Source organism: Actinomadura sp. NPDC048394, from assembly GCF_040651755.1.
Classification (GTDB): domain Bacteria; phylum Actinomycetota; class Actinomycetes; order Streptosporangiales; family Streptosporangiaceae; genus Spirillospora; species Spirillospora montaniterrae.
Window position 1 is genome coordinate 17677 of record NZ_JBEZJL010000070.1, and the last position, 17649, is coordinate 35325.

Here is a 17649-nt window from a genome sequence, read left to right on the forward strand (position 1 = left end):
GGCCCGGCCGGTGCGTGCTCCCGGCGCGCCCTCAGGCGAGCCGGACGACGGCCTTGGCGCGCGTGAGGACCTTCTGGTCGCCCGACCGGGCGGTGAGCGCCACGACGACCTTGTTGTCGTCGAGCTTCTCCTCCACCTTGCCGCTGATCTCCAGGGTCGCGCCGCCCTCGTCGGGCACCACGACCGGCGTTGAGAACCGTACCCCGTAGTCCACCACGGCGCCCGGATCGCCGGCCCAGTCGGTGACGAACCGGCCGCCCTGCGCCATCGTGAACATGCCGTGCGCGATCACGTCCGGCAGGCCGACGGCCTTGGCGAAGCTCTCCCGCCAGTGGATCGGGTTGAAGTCGCCGGACGCGCCCGCGTACATCACCAGGTTCGCGCGGTCGACCGGGTAGGTCTGCGCGGGGATCTCGGTGCCGACTTCGACGTCTGCGTAGTTCACCTTCGCGGTCATCAGGCCCCCCGCTCCACGATCGTGTTGTAGGTCTTGCAGATCAGTTCGCCCTCGACGGTCGTGACGTCGGTCTCGACGACCATCTTCTCGTTGTTGCCGATCGACTTGATCTCGGTGATCGTCGAGGTGCAGGTCACCACGTCGCCGGCGCGCATCGGGCGGGTGTACTCGAACCGCTGCTCGCCGTGCACGACCATCGCGTAGTTGAGGTTCAGGTCGGGGTCGGCGAGGCCGGCGTTGCCGAGCGACACCACGATCGGGAACGTCGGCGGGGCGATGACGTCGGGGTGGCCCGCCGCCTTCGCGGCCTCGCGGTCGCGGTAGATCGGGTTGCGGTCGCCGATGGCGTCCGCGAACTCGCGGATCTTCACGCGGCTGACCTCGTACGGCTCGGTGGGTGGGAAGCTCCGCCCGATGAAGTCGCGGTTGAGTGCCATGCAGTCCGTCCCTCCAGGTCCCGGCGGGGTCGCGCGGCGGCGGCGCCCCCGTCCGAGCACGCTTACAACGTCTCGACGGACCGTAACAGAACGACGTTCAGCCCGCCCCCGCGGGTCTCACTGCGGGAACGGGCTGTGTTTCTTGCGATCCCGGCCCAGGGTGCTCGCCTGGCGGCTCGCACCCTGACCGTGCTCGGGCGAGCGCGACCTCGGCTTCGCGAGCTTCCCGGCGAGGCTCGCCTTCGGCGTCGCCTCGCCGGTCGGACAACGCGCTCGCATGCCGGTTCAGGTGTGCAAGGGACCTGCGATGACCGGTTCGCCCTGGCCGTCGATTCTGCTGCCTTGCCTGCGGACGGCGCGGGCGTGGCCGCGTGCCGTCCGGGACGCTGGTTAGCGGGTCTCCCGGTGCGGACGGTGGGTCCGGCAGTTGGGGCAGTACTTCTTGATCTCGAGGCGGTCCGGGTCGTTGCGCCGGTTCTTCCGCGTGATGTAGTTGCGGTGCTTGCACTCCTGGCAGGCCAGCGTGATCTTCGGCCGTACGTCGGTGGCAGCCACGATGGAGTGCCTTTCTGAGCTAGGAACATGGACTACGCATCCCGGCCGCCCATGGGAGGGCGGCCGGAGATTCGACCCAGCCCTGCTCACCCCCGCGGGGGTGAGAGAGATGGGTAGTAGCGAGGGCCGGACTTGAACCGGCGACACAGCGATTATGAGCCGCTTGCTCTGCCTGACTGAGCTACCCCGCCGTGCTGGTCGGTGTGGACCGGATTGCAAGGATACCGGATGCTCACCTGACCTCGGAAACGCGAATTCCCGGATCGAGGATCGGGGAACCGGCGTTCCGTGGGCCCCGCGGGCCGTCCCCCAGGGTACCCGGTGGATGTGGGTGACCCGGCGAACGCCCTGCTGGAACCGGTGGGACGGTATCACAGGGCCCCGTTTGGAGCGAATCGGTCCGCGGCCGCCCGTCCCGGCGCGCGGGGAGGTTCTTCCCCGCCGCGGCGGGCCGCGGTCCGGAACGACGAAGGCCGCCGTCCGATCGTTCGGATGGCGGCCGTGGTGCCGTTGAGCCCCTTTACGGAATCGAACCGTAGACCTTCTCCTTACCATGGAGACGCTCTGCCGACTGAGCTAAAGGGGCTTGCGTCGTTCGCGCAGGGAAAACGATACACGGACTCGGGACCGCGCGCGAACTGGATTCCCCCGGACGCCGCCGGCAGGCGTTTCCGCTGGTCAGCGCAGTAGGTTCCGGGCGATGACGAGCTGCTGGATCTGGCTGGTGCCCTCGTAGATCCGGAACAGCCGCACGTCGCGGAAGAACCGTTCGACGGAGACGCCGCGCATGTAGCCCATGCCGCCGAAGACCTGGACGCCGCGGTCGGCGACGCGTCCGACCATCTCGGAGCAGAAGTACTTGGCGCAGGACGGGCCGAGCTTGGTGTCCTCGCCGGCGTCGTAGGCGCGGGCGGCCTCCAGGACCATGGACCGCCCGGCGTACAGCTCGGCCTGGGAGTCGGCGATGAGGCCCTGGATGAGCTGGTATTCGCCGATGGCGCTGCCGCCCTGGCTGCGGTTCTTGGCGTAGTCGACGGTGTCGTCGAGGATGCGCTGGGCGAGGCCGACGCAGAGGGCGGCGATGCTGAGGCGGCCGTGGGCGAGGGACGCCATGGCGGTGCGGAACCCGGTGCCCTCGGGTCCGACCATCGCGGACGCGGGGACGCGGACGCCGTCGAAGAACACCTCGGCGGTGTGCGCGCCGCGCTGGCCCATCTTCTGGTCGGCGGGGCCGACGCTGAGGCCGGCGGTGCCGCTCTCGACGAGGAAGGTGGAGATGCCGCGGGAGCCGGTTCCGCCGGTCCGGGCGAAGACCATGAAGACGTCGGCCTCGGGGGCGTTGGTGATGAACCGCTTGGCGCCGTTGATGACGTAGTCGTCGCCGTCGCGGGCGGCGGACGTGGTGAGCGTGCTCGGGTCGGAGCCGGCCTCGGCCTCGGTGAGCGCGAACGCGCCGACGATCTCGCCGGACGCGAGGCGCGGCAGCCACGCGGCCTTCTGCTCGTCGGTCCCGGAGTGCACCAGGACCTGCCCGGCGATGCCGTTGCTGGTGCCGAACATGGAGCGGAACGCGGGGCTGGTGTAGCCGAGCTCGAAGACGAGCCGGACCTCCTCGCTCAGCGACAGGCCGAGCCCGCCGTACTCCTCGGGCAGGGCGTACCCGAACAGGCCCATGTCCCGGGACGTCCGCCGCAGCGGCTCCGGGATCGCGTCGGTCTCCTCGATCTCCTCCTCGCGGGGGACGACCTCGTCGCGGACGAAGCTGCGGACGGCCTTGAGCACGTCGGCGAAATCCTGTGGCTCCATGCCGACATTCTAGAATTAGATTCCACAATGTTCGCGCCGCGCCCCCGCTGTGCCAGGGTGATCACCTATGAGTGCGGCGCTCCACCAGGTCGTCGACGAGATCGTCCGTGCGGCGCTCGTCGAGGACCGGTCCTTCAGTGATCTCCTCCCCCGGCTGATGCGCGAGGCGCAGACGGCCTCCGCCGACGCGAAGGCGGCGGCGCTGCCCCGGATGGCGGAGGGCATCGCCGAGGCGCCGGTGAACCTCGGCGGATGGCTCGCGGTGGTGTCCGGCGCCTGGATCGAGGACGGCGCCGACCCCGATCCCGTCGGCCGCGCCGTCGTCCACCGGCTCACCGAGGCGACCGCGGCGGCGCTCGCCTTCGGCAACGCCTGGACGGAGGCGACCGGCGGCAAGCCGCCCGACATGGAGGAGGGGCAGCCCTCCCAGCAGGTCTTCGACACGGTCCGGCCGGTGCTCGGCGACGGCACCGTGACCGCGATGATGTCGTGGTTCGCGCTGCCGCAGTTCGCGATGGCGTCCAGCACCGTCCTGCAGACGTCCCCGGCCACCCGGACCGGCCTGGACGACCGCGACTTCCGCGCGTTCGCCGCCGGGAAGGCCGCCGAGTACCTCCCGCACATGGACCACGTCCAGGCGCTGCTGCGGGTGCTGGACGGCGAGCGGATCCTCGTCCTGGACCGCGCCACCCGGCACGGCTGGACGGTCACCATCGGCGGCATCGGCGACAACTTCCAGCTGCACGTCCTGCTCGGCGGCGCCCTCATCGGGCGTCCCGGCTGCATGCCCGGCACCCCGCCGCCGCCCGAGATCGTCGCGTGCTTCCTCGACGCGGACGCCCCGCCGGGCCCGCCGGTCACCTCCAGCCCGTGGAACCTCGTCGACGCCCACGGCGAGTGGATCTACAACGAGGGGGTGCCCGCCGACATCCCGGCCGTCAACGGCACCCGCGTCGTCGTCCTCGACCCGCCGTCCTACCAGCGCACCTTCCCGGCCGGCCGCCGGTTCCCGCGCATGCCCGCGACCCTCCACGTCGACGGCATGCACCTCCCCGAAGACCTGGCGGCCTGGTGGCGGTGTATTCACAATCCCGGCCCAGGGGCCTCGCCTAGCGGCTCGGCCCCTGACCGTGCTTGAGCGAGCGCGACCTCGCTCCGCGAGCTTCCCGGCGGGGCTTGCCTCCGGCATCGCCCCGCCGGTCAGATAACGCGCTCGCGCGGTGGCTGGCCTAGAAGCGGACGAGGACGGCGGTGGCGTCGTCGTAGCGCTTGCCGCGCGCGAACGTCTCCGTCTCCTCGACGGCCCTGGTCCGCCGGACGAGCTCGCGCGGGCCCTCGTCGTCCAGCACGCGCAGCAGGCCGTCCCAGTCCAGCCGGCCGAACCGCTCGACCAGCCGGGACGCGCCGTCGCTCAGCACCGCCGCCCGCCGCAGGCCCGCGACCGGCACCTCGCCGGTCAGGCCCTCGTACGCCGCCTCCGGCTTCGTGCTCGCCACCCAGAACCCGCCCGGGCTGTTGCGCGACGTCCGGACGGACTCCAGGGTGTAGCTCGGCAGCCGGTCGACCCGGTCGTCGCGGATCACCCGGACCTCCCCCACGTCCAGCACGATCGGCGAGTCCGCCAGCACGAACCACTCGACGGCGCCGCCGCGCCGCCGCAGCAGCGACACCGTCGCGGACGGGCTGTCCGGGTTCTCCAGGTCGCAGGTCCCGGTGTGCGCCTCCCCCGTCACCTTGATCGCCTCGGCGACGAGGTCCGGCAGCGGCTTGCCGTCCTCCAGCGCCATCCGCGCCGCGATCTGCCCGCCGAGCCGCCGCACGAGCCACGCCGGGTCGTGCGCGCAGCCGCTGTCCACCCCCGGCGGCGCCGTCGCCCCGTCCAGCAGCACGACCCACCCCGGCCCCGCCGCGACGAAGTCCTCGTTCGGCCGTCCCGGGGTCGCCTCGCTCACATAGCTCACCTGCACGAACCCAGGTCTACCCGCTCCGGCCCGACATGCCCGAAACGTCCACGAAACCCTCACCCTCCGTCCCGTGAACCTTGCCCTGAGCAGGGATCACTCCTCGATGTCGACGCCGAACGCGCGCGCGAGCCCGGCGAGCCCGAACTCGTGCCCCTGGCCGACCACCCGCAGCCGCCACACCCCGCCGCGCCGGTACAGCTCCGCGAGCAGCATCGTCCGCTCGCTGGTCCCCGCGTCCAGCGTCGCCTGGACGAACGCGCTCTCCGCGTCGTCCGGCCCCACGACCAGCTCGACGGCGCCCAGCTCACCGAACGTCGCGTCGCCGTCGATCGCGGCCGCGACGGTGACGTTCCGCACGGCCTCGGGCAGCGCCGCGAGGTCCACGACGACCTGCTGCTCGGCCGGGCCGTCCGCCACCAGCCGCACCGACCCGTCCGGTGTCTCGGCGGCGTTGTAGAAGACGAAGTCCTCGTCGCCGGACACCTGGCCGTCCTCGTCCAGCGCGAACGCCACCACGTCCACCTCGCAGGACGGATGCCGCACCCACGACGCCTCGACCGTCCACCGCCCGCCCTGCGGCAGGTCGACGGCGCCGCCGCGCGGCAGGACCCGCGGCCCCGCGCGCACCGGCCCGCGCTCGGGCGCCTGCAGCCAGCTCTCCTCGTGGACGGGAAGCTCCAACTTCGCGACCCGTTCCATGCGGCGGTCGTCCCGGTCGAGGGCCACCACGTCGGTGACGCTCGCCGAAAGGTTGATCGCCGCCGCCCCTCCCAGTTCCACGACCCGGCTTCGCGCCTCGGACGCCTTCGGATGCGTCCCGCCGAGCACGAGCACCCGCCGCCCGTCCAGCGGCTTTTCCGAGGCGGAGGCTTCCAGCGGCCGCGCGATCTCGGGTCGCGTGGACGCTGGCGCGTGCCCGGCGGCAGGACGCGGTTCACCATGCGCAATGCCGGGACGGACATCGTCCAGCAGCCGCAGGAAAGTGCGCTCGTCGATGACCGGGACGCCGTTCTCCCGCGCCTTGCGGGCCTTGGCCGTCCCGGAACCGCCGTTATTGGTCACGAGCACGCTGGTGAACCGGCTGACCGATCCCATGACGTTCAGCCCGGCGGCCACGGACCGCGCGACGAGTTCCTCACGCGGAACGTCCGTCTCCCCGGTAATGGCGACCTTCATTCCCTGCACGAGTGGTGCGCCGTCTTCCATCCGTCCCGGACACGTGAACGCGCAACGAACCTTCGGAGCGGACGGCCGGAAAAACCCGTTCTGCTTGGGCGGACACGTCACCAGCGGCAACCGCATCCCCAGCCGCGCCGCCTCGTCGAGCGACCCCCGCAGCACCCCGGCGAGGGCCCGGACGTCCTCCCTCGCGTCATGCGCCCTTCCCATCCGCACGCCGTAATGCGCGGCCAGCGTGGCGAGCTTCAGATCTTGTGTCGCCGGAGCCAGACGCCGGTTCAGGGCGAGCGTGCACAGCCTCGACCGGACCGGGAGGCTCTTGCCCGCCCGCGCGAACTCCTGGGCGAGGAATCCGTAGTCGAAAGGCGCGTTGTGCGCCACGAGGACCCGTCCTTCGAGCATTTCCGCGACCCGCTCGGCGACCTCCCCGAACTTCGGCGCCCCCTTCAACCGATCGGCCGTCAGCCCATGAATGTGCACCGGCCCCGGATCGCATCCGGGGTCGAGCAGGGTCGAGAACTCCTCCCCCGCTTTCCCGTCCTTTCCGACCGTCGCCACGGCAATGGAGAGCGCCCTGTGCTGGACGGCCCTGAACCCGGACGTCTCCACGTCCACCAGGGCCCACTCATGAGAGAACACGACCATGGCGAAACGCTAGGCACCCCGGACCGCCGATCCGTTCCCCTGCCCACAACCGGTCACGAAAGCCAGGGAAAACCCGGCCCCGAAACCGGTAATTCATCCGGCGTGCCTCAGTGGTAGTCGTCTAGGCCGTCCGCTTTCTATGGGAAGGCTGCGGCCAGGCGTCCGTCGGCAACGAATCCGGAGACGATTGCGTCGAAGTCGCATCATTGACCGGCGCGGTCGCCGTCCGGGACAGTATGCGCTTGTGGGTCGTATCTCTGTTGTCACGGGGGCCAACCAGGGGCTGGGGTTCGCTCTCGCCGAGGGGCTGGCGCAGGGGCTCGCCGCCGGTGACGTCGTCTACCTGACGGGCCGCGACGCCGGCCGGGTCGAGGCGGCCGCGGGACGCATCGCCGCGCCGGTCGCCGCAGTCCGCAGCCGCGTGCTGGACGTGACCGAGGACGCCGCGGTGGCCGCGTTCGCCGACGAGTTGCGGCAGCGGCACGGCGGGGTGGACATCGTGTTCTCGAACGCCGCGGCGCGGCTGACGCCCGACACGCCATGGGCCGAGCTGGTGGGGCCGTTCGTGGACACCAACAATCTCGGTACAACGCGCATGCTGCGGTCGTTCTCCCCGATCCTGCGGCCTGGTGGCCGGCTGCTGGTGGTGGCCAGCGACTTCGGCACCCTGCGCAGCCTCCCCGCGAGCCTGCACGGACGGTTCGACACGGGGACGATGTCGCTCGACGACGTCGACGCCGCCATGCTGGCCTGGCGGGACGCGGTGATCGCCGGGACGGCCGCCGCCGAGGGCTGGCCCGACTGGATCAACGTCCCGTCCAAGGTGGGGCAGGTCGCCGCGGTACGGGTGCTGGCCCGTGAGCGCCGGAAGCGGGACGAGGCCGACGCCACGCTCGTCGCGGCGGTGTGCCCGGGACTGGTGGACACCGCGGCGTCGCGGCCCTGGTTCGAGAACATGGCCGAGGCCCAGACGCCCGAGGAGGCCGCCGCCACTCTGCTCCGGCTGGCGCTCGACCCGGTCCGTCCGGAAACGTACGGTGAGCTCGTGCAGTTCGGCGAGGTCCGGCCCTGGCGGTGATGCCGCGCCGAGTTCCCATTCGTCCAAGACCCGGGCGGGCTGCGGTGATTAGCGTCCGAGGCATGACGACGAACTCGGACGAGCGGCTCCCCGTTCACCGTGCGCCCGGCGAAGGACGCCACTACGACATGGGCCGCATCAACGCGGTGTTCAAGGCGGACGGAGCGGAGACGGCCGACCGCTACTCGATCTCGGAGTGGTGGATGGAGCCGCACACGACGGGGCCGGGCGCCCACGTCCATCCGGAGGACGACGTCTTCTACGTCCTCGACGGCACGATGACCTTCTTCGTCGGGGGCCGCTGGATCGACGCGCCCAAGGGGTCGTTCGTGCTGGCTCCCGGTGGCACGCCCCACGATTTCCAGAACCGCACCGGCGAGCGGGCGGGGGCGCTCAACATCTCCGTGCCCGGGGCCTTCGAGCCGCGGATGCCGGGCATCGTCGACTGGTTCCTCCAGCACCCGCCCGGCGATCCGGCGGACGCCTAGTTCTCCCGGGTCCAGGCGGGGACGATCCGGACCTCGCGGAGCCGCCAGCCGGCGGGCGTCCGTTCCGCGGTGCAGTGCTGGCGGAGGCCGCCGGTGAAGTGGGGGGCTTGGCCGTCGCGGTAGTAGTACACGATCGAGTTGGACGAGGCGGCCGCCTGGTCGCCGTCGATGTCCACCAGCAGGTCGGTGGTGGTGTGCTGGGTGCGCTGCCCCTCGACCTCGCTCTGCCGCATGAAGCCGACGACCTTGTCGAGGCCGCGGAGTTCGCCGCCGCGTGGCGAGTGGACCGCCACGTCGTCGGTGAAGACGGTTCCGGCGTCGTCCCACCGGCCCTCGTCGAGCAGGCGGGCGAAGCGGGTGAGCAGGTCGGCGATCTCGATCCGGTCGGCGGCCGGCGCGTCCGTGGGCATGGTGACCTCATTCCGTTGGTATAACCAACATTGGGATGACCAACCATATAGCCATTCGTTGGTCATGCCAACATCAGGGAGGCGGCGGTGCGCCTCAGGCCGCCCCGGCCCGGGCGTGCGCGCGGACCTCGCCGAGGTACTCGGCGATGGCGTCGCGGTTGCGGGCGAGGCACTCGATCCGCCGGCTCATGCGGTCGAGCTCGGCCTCCAGGGTCGCGAGCATCTCCGGCGTGGCGTCGGAGAAGACGATGCGCCGGGGCTTGTCCAGGCAGGGCAGGATCTGCTTGATGATGCGGGTCGGCAGCCCCGCGTCCAGCAGCCCGCGGATCTGCAGGACGCGGTCCACGCTCCGCTCGTCGTAGTCGCGGTAGCCGTTCGCGCAGCGCTCCGAGACGATCAGGCCCTGCTCCTCGTAGTAGCGCAGGAGCCGGCGCGAGACGCCGGTCAGTTCGGAAAGCCGCCCGATGCGCATATGACCCACCTCACGCGGTGCCGCCTTGACCTTCACATGGATGTGATGGTTTGACGATACCCGCCATGACCACCGAGAGCATCGGCCGGCCCGCCGATCCGCGGGCGCGCATCCGCGACGAGAGACTACCCATGGCCGCGCTGACGGCCCTGGCCACGGCCGTCTTCATCACCAGCCTGACCGAGACGCTTCCCGCCGGCGTCCTCCCCGCGATGAGCGGCGGCCTGCACGTCAGCGAGTCCGCGGCGGGCCAGGCGGTGACGGTCTACGCCGCCGGCACCGCCCTCACCGCCATCCCGCTGACCGCCGCCACCGCCGGATGGCGGCGCAGGCGGCTGCTCCTGACGGCCATGGCCGGGTTCGCCGCGGCCAACACGGTCACCGCCGTCTCGTCCGACTACCCGCTGACCCTGATCGCCCGGTTCGTCGCCGGCGTCGCCGCCGGGCTCGCGTGGGCGCTGCTCGCCGGGTACGCCCGCCGCATGGCACCGGCCCGCCTCCAGGGCAAGGCGGTCGCCATCGCCATGTCCGGCATCCCGATCGCCCTCTCCCTCGGCGTCCCCGCCGGGACGTTCCTCGGCCGGACGCTCGGCTGGCGGGCCCCGTTCCTGATCATGACGGGCCTCACCGTCGTGCTGCTCGCCTGGATCCTCGCGGCCGTCCCGGACCATCCGGGGCAGCGCGCGCAGGAACGGCCCGGGATGCTGCGGGCGCTGGCCGTCCCGGGCGTCGCGCCCGTCCTGTTCGTCACGCTCGTCTTCGTCCTGGCGCACACCATCCTGTACGCCTACATCGCCGCCTTCCTCGACCATGCCGGCATGGGCGGCTCGACCGACCTGGTCCTCCTCGCCTTCGGGATCGCCTCCCTGGCGAGCATCTGGTTCACCGGCGCGCACATCGACCGGCGGCTGCGCGCCCTCACCATCGGCAGCGTCCTGCTGGTCGGCGCCGCCGCGGGCGTCCTCGGCGCGACGGACGGCACCGAGGTGCTCGTCTACCTGGCGGCGGTGCTGTGGGGCCTCGGCTGGGGAGGCGTCCCCACGCTGCTGCAGACGGCCGCCGCCGACGCGGGCGGCAGCCACGCGGACGCCGCCCAGGCCATGCTTGTCACCCTGTGGAACGTCGCCATGGCCGCGGGCGGGATCATCGGCGGCGTCCTGCTCGACGCGCTCGGCACGGCGTCCCTTCCCTGGAGCGTCCTCCTGCTGCTGGTCCCCGCCTTCGTCGCCGTCGCGGGCTCCCGCGCCCACGGCTTCCCCGCGACGTCCGAGTGAATCCGGGCCGCAAGGGGTGCGGGCGCCCGTCCCGCGCCCCTTGGCCGCGGCCGGCCCGGCGGTCAGGCCTTGCCGTCGAAGGCGTCCTGCAGCGCCTGGACGTCCAGCTTCTTCATGGCGAACATCGCCTTGGTCGCCCGGGCCGCCGCCTCCTGGTCCGGCGAGGTGATCATCTCGTGCAGCGCGCGGGAGTCGATCTGCCAGGACAGCCCGTACCTGTCCTTCAGCCACCCGCAGGGGCCCTCCTCACCGCCGTCCGCGGTGAGCTTCTCCCACAGCTCGTCGATCTCCTCCTGCGAGTCGCAGGTGACGTGGACGGACACCGCCTCGTCGAAGTGGAACTGCGGCCCGCCGTTGAGGCCCATGAACCGCTGCCCGTCCAGCTCGAACAGCACGAGCATGACCGAGCCCGTCTCGCCCGGCCCGACCTCGCCGTACGGCACGATGTCGGTGATCCGCGAGTTCTTCACGAGCGACGTGTAGAACCTCGCCGCCTCCTCGGCCTGGCCGTCGAACCACAGGCATGTGCTGATCTTCCCCATGTCTCCCCGCTCCTGACGCTCGTCGGTGGGTCACTACCAGGGCAGACTGCCCGGCCACCCGGAATTCATCGCCGCCCGCTCACCAGTCCCGCCACCGGTCCGTGAGGGCGGCCGGGTCGAGGCCCTGCCGGCGCGCCAGCGCCTCGACGTCGACGCCGGCGCCGGTGAGCGCGCGGTCGATGTACTCGCAGAGCTCTTCGCGGTCGATCGTGTCGAAGTCCGCGCCGCCGGTGCCGTCGACGTCGTTCAGCGCGACGACGACGTGCTCGACGGCGGCCATGACGGCCTCGTCGGAGGTGATGTCCGCGGCGGACAGCTCGGCCTCGAACGCGTGCAACGCCCGGTCGACCCACGCCAGGAAGGTCTCGGGACGCGTGCCGAGCCGGCGCCAGCTCTCGGTGGGACGGTCGATCATGCCGGAACGGTAGCGGCCGCGTCCGACATGCCGTAGCGATCATGGGATGGCTTCGAGTTCGAGCTGCTCGGCGACGGGGGCCGGGGCGGGCGGGGGCGGCGGCGGGACGGGGCGGCCGCGGCCGGGCCACCACCAGTTCGCGTGGCCGAGCAGGCTCATCAGCGCGGGGACGAGGACGAGCCGGACGATCGTGGCGTCCACCGCGACCGCGACGGCAAGGCCGAGCGCCATCATCTTGACGGTCGGGTCCGGCTGCGGGACGAACCCGGCGAACACGAAGATCATGATGAGCGCGGCGGAGGTGATCAGCCGGGCGGTGGCGCCGATGCCGATCACCACGCTCTCGTGCGGGTCGCCGGACCGCTCGTACTCCTCCTTGATCCGCGACAGCAGGAACACCTCGTAGTCCATGGACAGCCCGAAGATCAGCGCGAACATGAACAGCGGCACGAACGACATGATCGGGATGGCCTGGTCGACGCCGAGCAGGTGGACGCCCCAGCCCCACTGGAACACCGCGGTGACGACGCCGAACGAGGCGCCGATCGACAGCAGGTTCATCAGCGCCGCCTTGACCGGGACGACGATGGACCGGAACGCGATGACCAAAAGCAGCAGCGCGACGCCGACGACGGCGATGACGACGGACTTCATCCGGGAGCCGACGGTGTCGGCGATGTCGATGATCGCGGGGTTCTCGCCGCCGAGGTAGACCTTCGCGCCGGGGTGGGCGTCGCGGACGGCGGGGATCGCGACGTCGCGGAGCCGGTGGACGAGGTCGGTGGTGGACTGCTCGTGCGGGGCGTCGCGCGGGACGACGGTCAGGATCGCGGTGGTGCCGGTGACGACGGGCTCGCCGACGGAGACGACGCCGGGGACCTCGGAGATCCGCTGCTTGAGCTCCTGCGCGATGAGCGTGGCCTGCTTGTCGGGCTTCTTGCTGAGGTCGGGGGCGCCCTTCACGGCGGGCGCGGCGGGCGCCGCCTGTTCCGGGGGAGGCGGGCCGGTGAGGCCGCCGAGGCCCTCGGGTCCCTTCACGACCGGCGCCTTGCGCTTGACGGTCCGCTCCGGGCCGGGCGCCTTCGCGACGACGACGAACGGGCTGTACTGGCCGGCGCCGAACTCCCGCGCGACGATGTCGTAGGCCTGCCGCGCCTCCATCCGCTTCGACGACATGCTGTCGGCCATCACGCCGAACCGCAGGCTGAGCGTCGGGACGGCGAGGGCGAGCAGGACGAGGGTCGCGACGATCGCGTACGGCCAGGCGTGCCGGTCGACGTGCCGGCCCCACGCCGTCCAGCGGGCGGACGAGCGGTCGGGGCGGACGCGCGGCAGCCGGTACCGGTCGATGCGGGGGCCGAGGGCGCCGAGGACGGCGGGCAGCAGGGTGAGCGCGGCCACCACCATGATCGCGACGGCGACGGCGGCGGCGAGCCCGATCCGGCCGATGAACGCGATCCCGGACAGGAACAGCCCGCAGATCGCGAACACGACCGTCCCGCCGGCGAACACGACGGCGTGGCCGGAATGGGCCATGGCGCGGCCGACGGCGGTCTCGACGTCGTCGCCGTCGGCGAGCTGCTGCCGGTAGCGGGTGACGATGAACAGGGCGTAGTCGATGCCGGCGCCGAGGCCGAGCATCGCGGCGACCATCGGCGCGGTCGGCGCCATCTGGAACAGCGACGCGCCGAAGTGGATCAGCGAGTAGGCGACGGCGAGCCCGCACAGCGACACGACGATCGGGATGCCGGCGGCGAGGAACGACCCGAACGCGAGCAGCAGCACGAGCAGGGCGAGGACGATCCCGGTGGCCTCCTGCGGCCCGCTCTTCGGCTGGTTGAGGATCATCGCGGCGATGCCGCCGAACCTGACGTCCAGCCCGGTCATCCTGGCGGGCTCGACGGCCTCGTGGAGGCGGTCGAGGTCGGCGGCGCCGAGCTCGCTCATCGTGCCCTTGAAGTTGAGCTGGACGACGACGGCCTTGTCGTCCTTCAGCCCGCCCATGCCGGGGACGTAGGGGTTCTGGACGAACGCGACCCGGTCGAGCCTGCCGATGTTCTCGATCGACTGGCCGATGGTGAGGGCGACGCGCCAGTCCGCCGGGCTCGCCTCGGGCGTCTGGGAGAACACGACGGTCGCGGTGGGCCCGGTCTGCGACGGGAAGTCCTGCGCGAGGGTGTCGACGGCCTGCTGGGTCTCGGTGCCGGGCAGGCTGCTCTGCTGGACGAACATGCCGCCGTGGGTGAGGCCGAGGACGCCGGCGCCGAGTATCAGCGCGAACCAGAGCTCGAAGACGGTGCGCCGCCGGCGCACGCAGAAACGCCCCAGAGCGTCCAGAAAACCGGCCATGCTCGCAGAACAGCACGTCTCCGTGCATATTTGCAATAGATGCAACTTTGCAGTCATGGTAACGTCCGTCACATGGACGAGCGGACCGGCCTGCGCGAGCGCAAGAAGCGCCGCACCCGGCACGCCATCGCGTCCGCCGCGCTGCGGCTGTTCGCCGAGCGCGGCTACGAGGAGACGACGATCGCCGACATCGCGGCCGCCGCCGACGTCGCGCCCCGCACGTTCTTCGGCTACTTCCCGAGCAAGGAGGACGTCGTCTTCGCCGAGGTCGACGACCGGCTCGGCGAGGTCGCCGAGCGGCTCGCCACCCGCGAACCCGGCGAGACCCCCCTGGAGGCGATCCGCCGCTGCGTCGTCGACGTCCTGGAGGCGATCGTCAGCGAGCACGGCGAGTACGGGGCCGTCCAGATAGCGCTGATCCTGGAACGCCCCGGCCTGCAGGCGCGCGCGCTACAGCGCCTCACCGACACCCAGGAGAAGATCGAGGGTCTCCTACGCGAGCTGTGCCCCGGCATCGACGAGATCGACGCCGTCGCCGCGGCGGGCGTCGCCGTCGGCGGGATGCAGGCCGTCGTGGTGCACTGCCGCCGCCACGGCTACGACCCGCTCTCCATGCGGACGGCCCTGGACCGCGCCGTCACCATCGTGGAGAACGGCCTGACCACCGTCGACGCGCTGAACCGCCCCTGGGACGAACCGTCCCCCTAGAACGCCGGGCACCGGGAGCGGAGGCGCCCGCCCCCGGTGCCCGGCCCGTCGCTCCCGGCCGGGCTGGTCCTCGACCTTGATGCGGAGGCGTCGCTCCCGGCGGCTCCCGGCCGGGCTAGTCCTCGACCTTGATGCGGAGGCGGCGGAAGCCCCGCCCCTTGTTCTCCACCTTCGCCACCGTGATCCGGCCGATCTGCCGCGTCGACCCGACGTGCGTGCCGCCGTCCGCCTGCGTGTCGAGCCCGACGATGTCGACGATCCGGACGTCCTGGACCTCCGGCGGGACCAGGTTCGTCGCCGTCCGGATGATGTCGGGGATCGCGAACGCCTCGTCGCGCGGCAGCGTCCGCACGTCGATCCGCCGGTCCGCCTCGATCTCCTTGTTGCAGGCGTCCTCGACGGCCTGCTTGAACCCCGGCGGCACCTCGCGCAGATCGAAGTCCATCCGCGCCGTCAGCGGCTCCATGTTCCCGCCCGTGACGAGGCAGCCGTAGTCGCGGAACACCACCCCGCACAGCAGGTGCAGCCCCGAATGGGTGCGCATCAGCGCGGTGCGGCGCGCGTCCTCGACCGCGCCGCGCACCACCGTGCCGACCGGCGGGACGGGGTCGTCCTCCACCGGGATCAGCACCAGGTCGTCGCCCTTGCGGACGCCCGCGATCCGCGTCTGCACGCCCTGCCACAGCAGGACGCCGTGGTCCGGCGGCTGCCCGCCGCCGCCCGGATAGAACGCCGACCGGTCCAGGACGATCCCGTCCGGGCCCGCGTCCAGGACGACGGCCTCCCACTCGCGCAGCGCCTGATCGTCCAGTTCCAGCCGGGTGGTCCGCCCCAGGGTCTCCGCGCTCATGCGATCACCCTAGAACGCGCGCCGCCGCCGGCGGGACGGTTCACCAGGGGCCGTACGGGCCCATGTTCGTGCTGCCGCGCCCGCCCCCGCGCTTCTTGAACGGTGCGACGGCCGGCCGGACGTCGGCGAGGTAGACGGCGCCCGCGATGAACGCGGCGACCGGCAGGATGTTCAGCAGCAGCGCGATCGGGTGCACGCCGAGCGCGTAGGGCACCGCCGCGTACGCGCCGCCGACCACCGCCGCGACGATCAGGATGATCATCCAGAGCTTCTTGCTCTGCTTGCTCGCCGCCGCGTACGCGCCCTGCGGCACGGTCAGCGCGTCGATCAGCGCCCAGGCCTCCATCACGAACGCGATGATCAGCAGCAGCCAGAAGAAGTAGTCCAGCACACTGAAGTCCGCCATCGGTGATCAGCACTCCCGCTCGTCTCGGACGGCGACCCTCGCGTCGCGCACACTTGCGTCCCAACCTTATGCGGCCCGGCCGGCCTGGACCGGGATCCGCGGGGACCGGTCCCGATCCCGCGCCCCCGGACCGCGCGGGGCGGGGGCCGTTCACTGTCAAAGACGTCAGGGCCCGCCCGGGTGTTCCCGGACGGGCCCTGAAACCGCTGTTCAGGCGGGTGCGTGTCAGGCGTCGCTCTTCTTGGCGGAGCGGGCCTGCGGCGCGGCCTTCCTCGGCTGGGCGGCGCGCGCCTTCGGGGCGGGCTTCTCGTCCGCCTCGGCGATCGCGGCGACCTCGGCGGCCTCGCGGTGCACGACGCGCTTGCCGCGCTCGGTGAGCTCGTCGATGAACTCGACGGTGCGGGTGCCGACGTGGGTCACGTACGCGACCGCGGCGCCCGGCAGGTCCTTCGCGTCGACCTCGTCGCGGTAGCGGTCCACGGTCTTGCGGACCTCGCCGCGGTAGCGCTCGACGGTCTCGCGCACCTCGCCCTGGTACTTGGAGGCGGCCTCGCGGGCCTTGCCCTGGTACCGGGTCACCTGCTCGGGGACCTCGCGGAGCTTCTCCACCGCGAAGTCGCCGGCGCCGGCCACGGCGTAGACGGCCCTGTTCTCGCGGAGACTGCTGGCCAGCGTCATCCGACCTCTTCCTTTCCATCCTGCTCTGGGGTGTCGTGCCCGGCTTCTCCGAACACTCCGGCGGCTTCGTTCTCCTTGCGGAACGACTCGTAGATGTCGAGCAGCACCTGCTTCTGGCGCTCCGTGAGGAGGAGGTCGGCCCGGACGGCGGCCTGCACGTCGGTGTCGGCCTCGCGCTCTTCCAGGATTCCGGCCTGCACGTACAGCGCCTCGGCGGAGATCCGCAGCCCCTTGGCGATCTGCTGCAGGATCTCGGCGCTCGGCTTGCGCAGCCCGCGCTCGATCTGGCTCAGGTACGGGTTGGAGATGCCCGAGACGTCCGCGAGCTGGCGCAGCGAGATCTTCGCCCGCGTCCGCTGCTCCCGGATGTACTCCCCGATCGAGCCGACCTTCGAACTTGCCATGTCTCCACCCTGCGTCATCGTGCTTGCTATTGCAAGCACTACAGCTAGCACTCCGCCGTGAGTCCCCTCACAGTCATGGACCCGGGTGCGGACGATATCCGGCCGAAACGCGCAGAGCACCCGGCGGACGGTTCGCCGGGTGCTCTGCGCGCTTCGGACGGACGGGCGGGTGGGGCCACGCGTCACAGGGACGGGGTGGCGTAGGGGTCGTGCTCGGCGAGCAGCTTGTCGAGCCGGGCCTGGTCGACGCGGTTGGTGACCGCCGCGCTCTCCTGGCGGTCCCGGACGCACTTGGCCAGCGTGAACGTCGAGGTGATCACGTACAGCAGGCCGAGCGCCAGGAACGCCCGGACCCACGCGCTCACCGGCAGGTAGACCACGCCGGCGGCGACGGCGATGCTGGAGACCGCGAACGAGATGGCGGCCTGGACGAAGAACGCGGCGCTGCCCGACTGCGCGGGCGGAGTGGAGTTCGTCATGCCACGAGTCTCCGGCGACGCGGCGCCGCGGGCATGAGTACCCGCACTCAATT

The 17649-nt window shown here is 71.7% G+C and carries 21 protein-coding genes, 2 tRNA genes and 1 pseudogene; 6 read left to right on the top strand and 18 right to left on the bottom strand.

Annotation, left to right across the window (positions count from 1 at the left end; translation table 11 throughout):
- Positions 1 to 31: 31 nt before the first annotated feature.
- The 6 genes from AB0C78_RS37940 to AB0C78_RS37965 form a co-directional block, all read right to left on the bottom strand.
- A complete protein-coding gene (locus tag AB0C78_RS37940; protein WP_151540414.1) occupies positions 32 to 457 on the bottom strand; it encodes a MaoC family dehydratase in 426 nt (141 codons plus the stop codon).
- Entirely contained in the window at positions 457 to 894 is a 438-nt protein-coding gene (locus AB0C78_RS37945; RefSeq protein WP_360757838.1) for a MaoC family dehydratase N-terminal domain-containing protein, read from the bottom strand. The genes AB0C78_RS37940 and AB0C78_RS37945 overlap by 1 nt, the downstream gene beginning before the upstream one ends.
- A 390-nt stretch (positions 895 to 1284) precedes the next feature.
- Positions 1285 to 1449, bottom strand: a complete 165-nt coding sequence (gene rpmG, locus AB0C78_RS37950) for a 50S ribosomal protein L33 (RefSeq protein WP_026404241.1) — start codon at positions 1447 to 1449, stop codon at positions 1285 to 1287.
- Between the two features lie 117 nt (positions 1450 to 1566).
- Positions 1567 to 1640: transfer RNA gene (locus AB0C78_RS37955), tRNA-Met, on the bottom strand.
- Positions 1641 to 1962: 322 nt separating this feature from the next.
- Positions 1963 to 2035, bottom strand: a tRNA-Thr gene (locus AB0C78_RS37960).
- Positions 2036 to 2127: 92 nt separating this feature from the next.
- A complete protein-coding gene (locus tag AB0C78_RS37965) occupies positions 2128 to 3255 on the bottom strand; it encodes an acyl-CoA dehydrogenase family protein (RefSeq protein ID WP_360757842.1) in 1128 nt (375 codons plus the stop codon).
- Positions 3256 to 3322: 67 nt separating this feature from the next.
- On the opposite strand from AB0C78_RS37965, the gene AB0C78_RS37970 reads away from it, so the two are divergent.
- Positions 3323 to 4393, top strand: a complete 1071-nt coding sequence (locus AB0C78_RS37970; protein WP_360757843.1) for a hypothetical protein — start codon at positions 3323 to 3325, stop codon at positions 4391 to 4393.
- Between the two features lie 91 nt (positions 4394 to 4484).
- Here AB0C78_RS37970 and AB0C78_RS37975 read toward each other — a convergent pair whose 3' ends face one another.
- Entirely contained in the window at positions 4485 to 5207 is a 723-nt protein-coding gene (locus AB0C78_RS37975) for a protein phosphatase 2C domain-containing protein (RefSeq protein ID WP_360757846.1), read from the bottom strand.
- A 105-nt stretch (positions 5208 to 5312) separates the two neighbouring features.
- On the bottom strand, positions 5313 to 7043 hold the full coding sequence (locus AB0C78_RS37980; protein WP_360757848.1) for a TerD family protein: 1731 nt from the start codon (positions 7041 to 7043) through the stop codon (positions 5313 to 5315).
- Between the two features lie 173 nt (positions 7044 to 7216).
- Between AB0C78_RS37980 and AB0C78_RS37985 the strand changes: the two are divergent.
- The 3 genes and pseudogenes from AB0C78_RS37985 to AB0C78_RS37995 form a co-directional block, all read left to right on the top strand.
- Positions 7217 to 7273: pseudogene (locus AB0C78_RS37985) on the top strand (hypothetical protein); the annotation flags it as partial.
- A 14-nt stretch (positions 7274 to 7287) separates the two neighbouring features.
- Entirely contained in the window at positions 7288 to 8121 is an 834-nt protein-coding gene (locus AB0C78_RS37990) for an SDR family NAD(P)-dependent oxidoreductase (RefSeq protein ID WP_360757851.1), read from the top strand.
- Positions 8122 to 8183: 62 nt separating this feature from the next.
- A complete protein-coding gene (locus AB0C78_RS37995) occupies positions 8184 to 8609 on the top strand; it encodes a cupin domain-containing protein (RefSeq protein WP_360757853.1) in 426 nt (141 codons plus the stop codon).
- On the opposite strand, the gene AB0C78_RS38000 is transcribed toward AB0C78_RS37995, so the two are convergent.
- Together AB0C78_RS38000 and AB0C78_RS38005 are read right to left on the bottom strand one after the other, a co-directional pair.
- Positions 8606 to 9019 (bottom strand): nuclear transport factor 2 family protein, encoded by a 414-nt coding sequence (locus tag AB0C78_RS38000; protein ID WP_360757856.1) that lies wholly within the window; start codon positions 9017 to 9019, stop codon positions 8606 to 8608. The genes AB0C78_RS37995 and AB0C78_RS38000 overlap by 4 nt on opposite strands.
- Positions 9020 to 9113: 94 nt before the next feature.
- The gene (locus AB0C78_RS38005; protein ID WP_360757858.1) at positions 9114 to 9491 is read right to left on the bottom strand and encodes a MerR family transcriptional regulator; all 378 of its coding nucleotides are present in this window, start codon (positions 9489 to 9491) and stop codon (positions 9114 to 9116) included.
- 65 nt (positions 9492 to 9556) lie between these two features.
- Between AB0C78_RS38005 and AB0C78_RS38010 the strand changes: the two genes are divergently transcribed.
- The gene (locus AB0C78_RS38010) at positions 9557 to 10765 is read left to right on the top strand and encodes an MFS transporter (protein ID WP_360757860.1); all 1209 of its coding nucleotides are present in this window, start codon (positions 9557 to 9559) and stop codon (positions 10763 to 10765) included.
- Positions 10766 to 10827: 62 nt separating this feature from the next.
- Here AB0C78_RS38010 and AB0C78_RS38015 read toward each other — a convergent pair whose 3' ends face one another.
- The 3 genes from AB0C78_RS38015 to AB0C78_RS38025 form a co-directional block, all read right to left on the bottom strand.
- Positions 10828 to 11307, bottom strand: coding sequence for a VOC family protein (locus AB0C78_RS38015; protein ID WP_151540429.1), 480 nt, complete (start codon positions 11305 to 11307; stop codon positions 10828 to 10830).
- A gap of 79 nt (positions 11308 to 11386) precedes the next feature.
- Positions 11387 to 11722: a hypothetical protein gene (locus AB0C78_RS38020; protein WP_360757863.1), complete on the bottom strand. Its 336-nt coding sequence runs from the start codon at positions 11720 to 11722 to the stop codon at positions 11387 to 11389.
- 39 nt (positions 11723 to 11761) lie between these two features.
- Positions 11762 to 14071: an MMPL family transporter gene (locus AB0C78_RS38025; protein WP_360757865.1), complete on the bottom strand. Its 2310-nt coding sequence runs from the start codon at positions 14069 to 14071 to the stop codon at positions 11762 to 11764.
- Between the two features lie 72 nt (positions 14072 to 14143).
- On the opposite strand from AB0C78_RS38025, the gene AB0C78_RS38030 reads away from it, so the two are divergent.
- Complete coding sequence (locus AB0C78_RS38030; protein WP_151540432.1) at positions 14144 to 14779, top strand: TetR family transcriptional regulator; 636 nt, start codon at positions 14144 to 14146, stop codon at positions 14777 to 14779.
- A 115-nt stretch (positions 14780 to 14894) separates the two neighbouring features.
- On the opposite strand, the gene AB0C78_RS38035 is transcribed toward AB0C78_RS38030, so the two are convergent.
- The 5 genes from AB0C78_RS38035 to AB0C78_RS38055 form a co-directional block, all read right to left on the bottom strand.
- Positions 14895 to 15629, bottom strand: a complete 735-nt coding sequence (locus AB0C78_RS38035) for an alanyl-tRNA editing protein (RefSeq protein WP_360757868.1) — start codon at positions 15627 to 15629, stop codon at positions 14895 to 14897.
- 40 nt (positions 15630 to 15669) lie between these two features.
- Positions 15670 to 16035, bottom strand: coding sequence for a DUF2516 family protein (locus AB0C78_RS38040; protein ID WP_194737415.1), 366 nt, complete (start codon positions 16033 to 16035; stop codon positions 15670 to 15672).
- A 225-nt stretch (positions 16036 to 16260) separates the two neighbouring features.
- Positions 16261 to 16713: a hypothetical protein gene (locus AB0C78_RS38045; protein ID WP_151540434.1), complete on the bottom strand. Its 453-nt coding sequence runs from the start codon at positions 16711 to 16713 to the stop codon at positions 16261 to 16263.
- Positions 16710 to 17117: a helix-turn-helix transcriptional regulator gene (locus tag AB0C78_RS38050; RefSeq protein ID WP_151540435.1), complete on the bottom strand. Its 408-nt coding sequence runs from the start codon at positions 17115 to 17117 to the stop codon at positions 16710 to 16712. The genes AB0C78_RS38045 and AB0C78_RS38050 overlap by 4 nt, the downstream gene beginning before the upstream one ends.
- Before the next feature lie 182 nt (positions 17118 to 17299).
- Complete coding sequence (locus AB0C78_RS38055; RefSeq protein WP_360757873.1) at positions 17300 to 17596, bottom strand: YiaA/YiaB family inner membrane protein; 297 nt, start codon at positions 17594 to 17596, stop codon at positions 17300 to 17302.
- Between the last annotated feature and the right edge of the window lie 53 nt (positions 17597 to 17649).

Bases quoted from the DNA above. Each gene is read 5' to 3' on its own strand.
- AB0C78_RS38035 (WP_360757868.1), bottom strand. From the start codon at position 15,629: ATGAGCGCGGAGACCCTGGGGCGGACCACCCGGCTGGAACTGGACGAT.
- AB0C78_RS37980 (WP_360757848.1), bottom strand. From the start codon at position 7,043: ATGGTCGTGTTCTCTCATGAGTGGGCCCTGGTGGACGTGGAGACGTCC.
- AB0C78_RS38025 (WP_360757865.1), bottom strand. From the start codon at position 14,071: ATGGCCGGTTTTCTGGACGCTCTGGGGCGTTTCTGCGTGCGCCGGCGG.
- AB0C78_RS37970 (WP_360757843.1), top strand. From the start codon at position 3,323: ATGAGTGCGGCGCTCCACCAGGTCGTCGACGAGATCGTCCGTGCGGCG.
- AB0C78_RS37940 (WP_151540414.1), bottom strand. From the start codon at position 457: ATGACCGCGAAGGTGAACTACGCAGACGTCGAAGTCGGCACCGAGATC.
- AB0C78_RS38005 (WP_360757858.1), bottom strand. From the start codon at position 9,491: ATGCGCATCGGGCGGCTTTCCGAACTGACCGGCGTCTCGCGCCGGCTC.
- AB0C78_RS38050 (WP_151540435.1), bottom strand. From the start codon at position 17,117: ATGGCAAGTTCGAAGGTCGGCTCGATCGGGGAGTACATCCGGGAGCAG.
- AB0C78_RS38030 (WP_151540432.1), top strand. From the start codon at position 14,144: ATGGACGAGCGGACCGGCCTGCGCGAGCGCAAGAAGCGCCGCACCCGG.
- AB0C78_RS38020 (WP_360757863.1), bottom strand. From the start codon at position 11,722: ATGATCGACCGTCCCACCGAGAGCTGGCGCCGGCTCGGCACGCGTCCC.
- AB0C78_RS37995 (WP_360757853.1), top strand. From the start codon at position 8,184: ATGACGACGAACTCGGACGAGCGGCTCCCCGTTCACCGTGCGCCCGGC.
- AB0C78_RS38040 (WP_194737415.1), bottom strand. From the start codon at position 16,035: ATGGCGGACTTCAGTGTGCTGGACTACTTCTTCTGGCTGCTGCTGATC.
- AB0C78_RS38010 (WP_360757860.1), top strand. From the start codon at position 9,557: ATGACCACCGAGAGCATCGGCCGGCCCGCCGATCCGCGGGCGCGCATC.
- AB0C78_RS37945 (WP_360757838.1), bottom strand. From the start codon at position 894: ATGGCACTCAACCGCGACTTCATCGGGCGGAGCTTCCCACCCACCGAG.
- AB0C78_RS38045 (WP_151540434.1), bottom strand. From the start codon at position 16,713: ATGACGCTGGCCAGCAGTCTCCGCGAGAACAGGGCCGTCTACGCCGTG.
- AB0C78_RS38055 (WP_360757873.1), bottom strand. From the start codon at position 17,596: ATGACGAACTCCACTCCGCCCGCGCAGTCGGGCAGCGCCGCGTTCTTC.
- AB0C78_RS38015 (WP_151540429.1), bottom strand. From the start codon at position 11,307: ATGGGGAAGATCAGCACATGCCTGTGGTTCGACGGCCAGGCCGAGGAG.
- AB0C78_RS37965 (WP_360757842.1), bottom strand. From the start codon at position 3,255: ATGGAGCCACAGGATTTCGCCGACGTGCTCAAGGCCGTCCGCAGCTTC.
- AB0C78_RS38000 (WP_360757856.1), bottom strand. From the start codon at position 9,019: ATGCCCACGGACGCGCCGGCCGCCGACCGGATCGAGATCGCCGACCTG.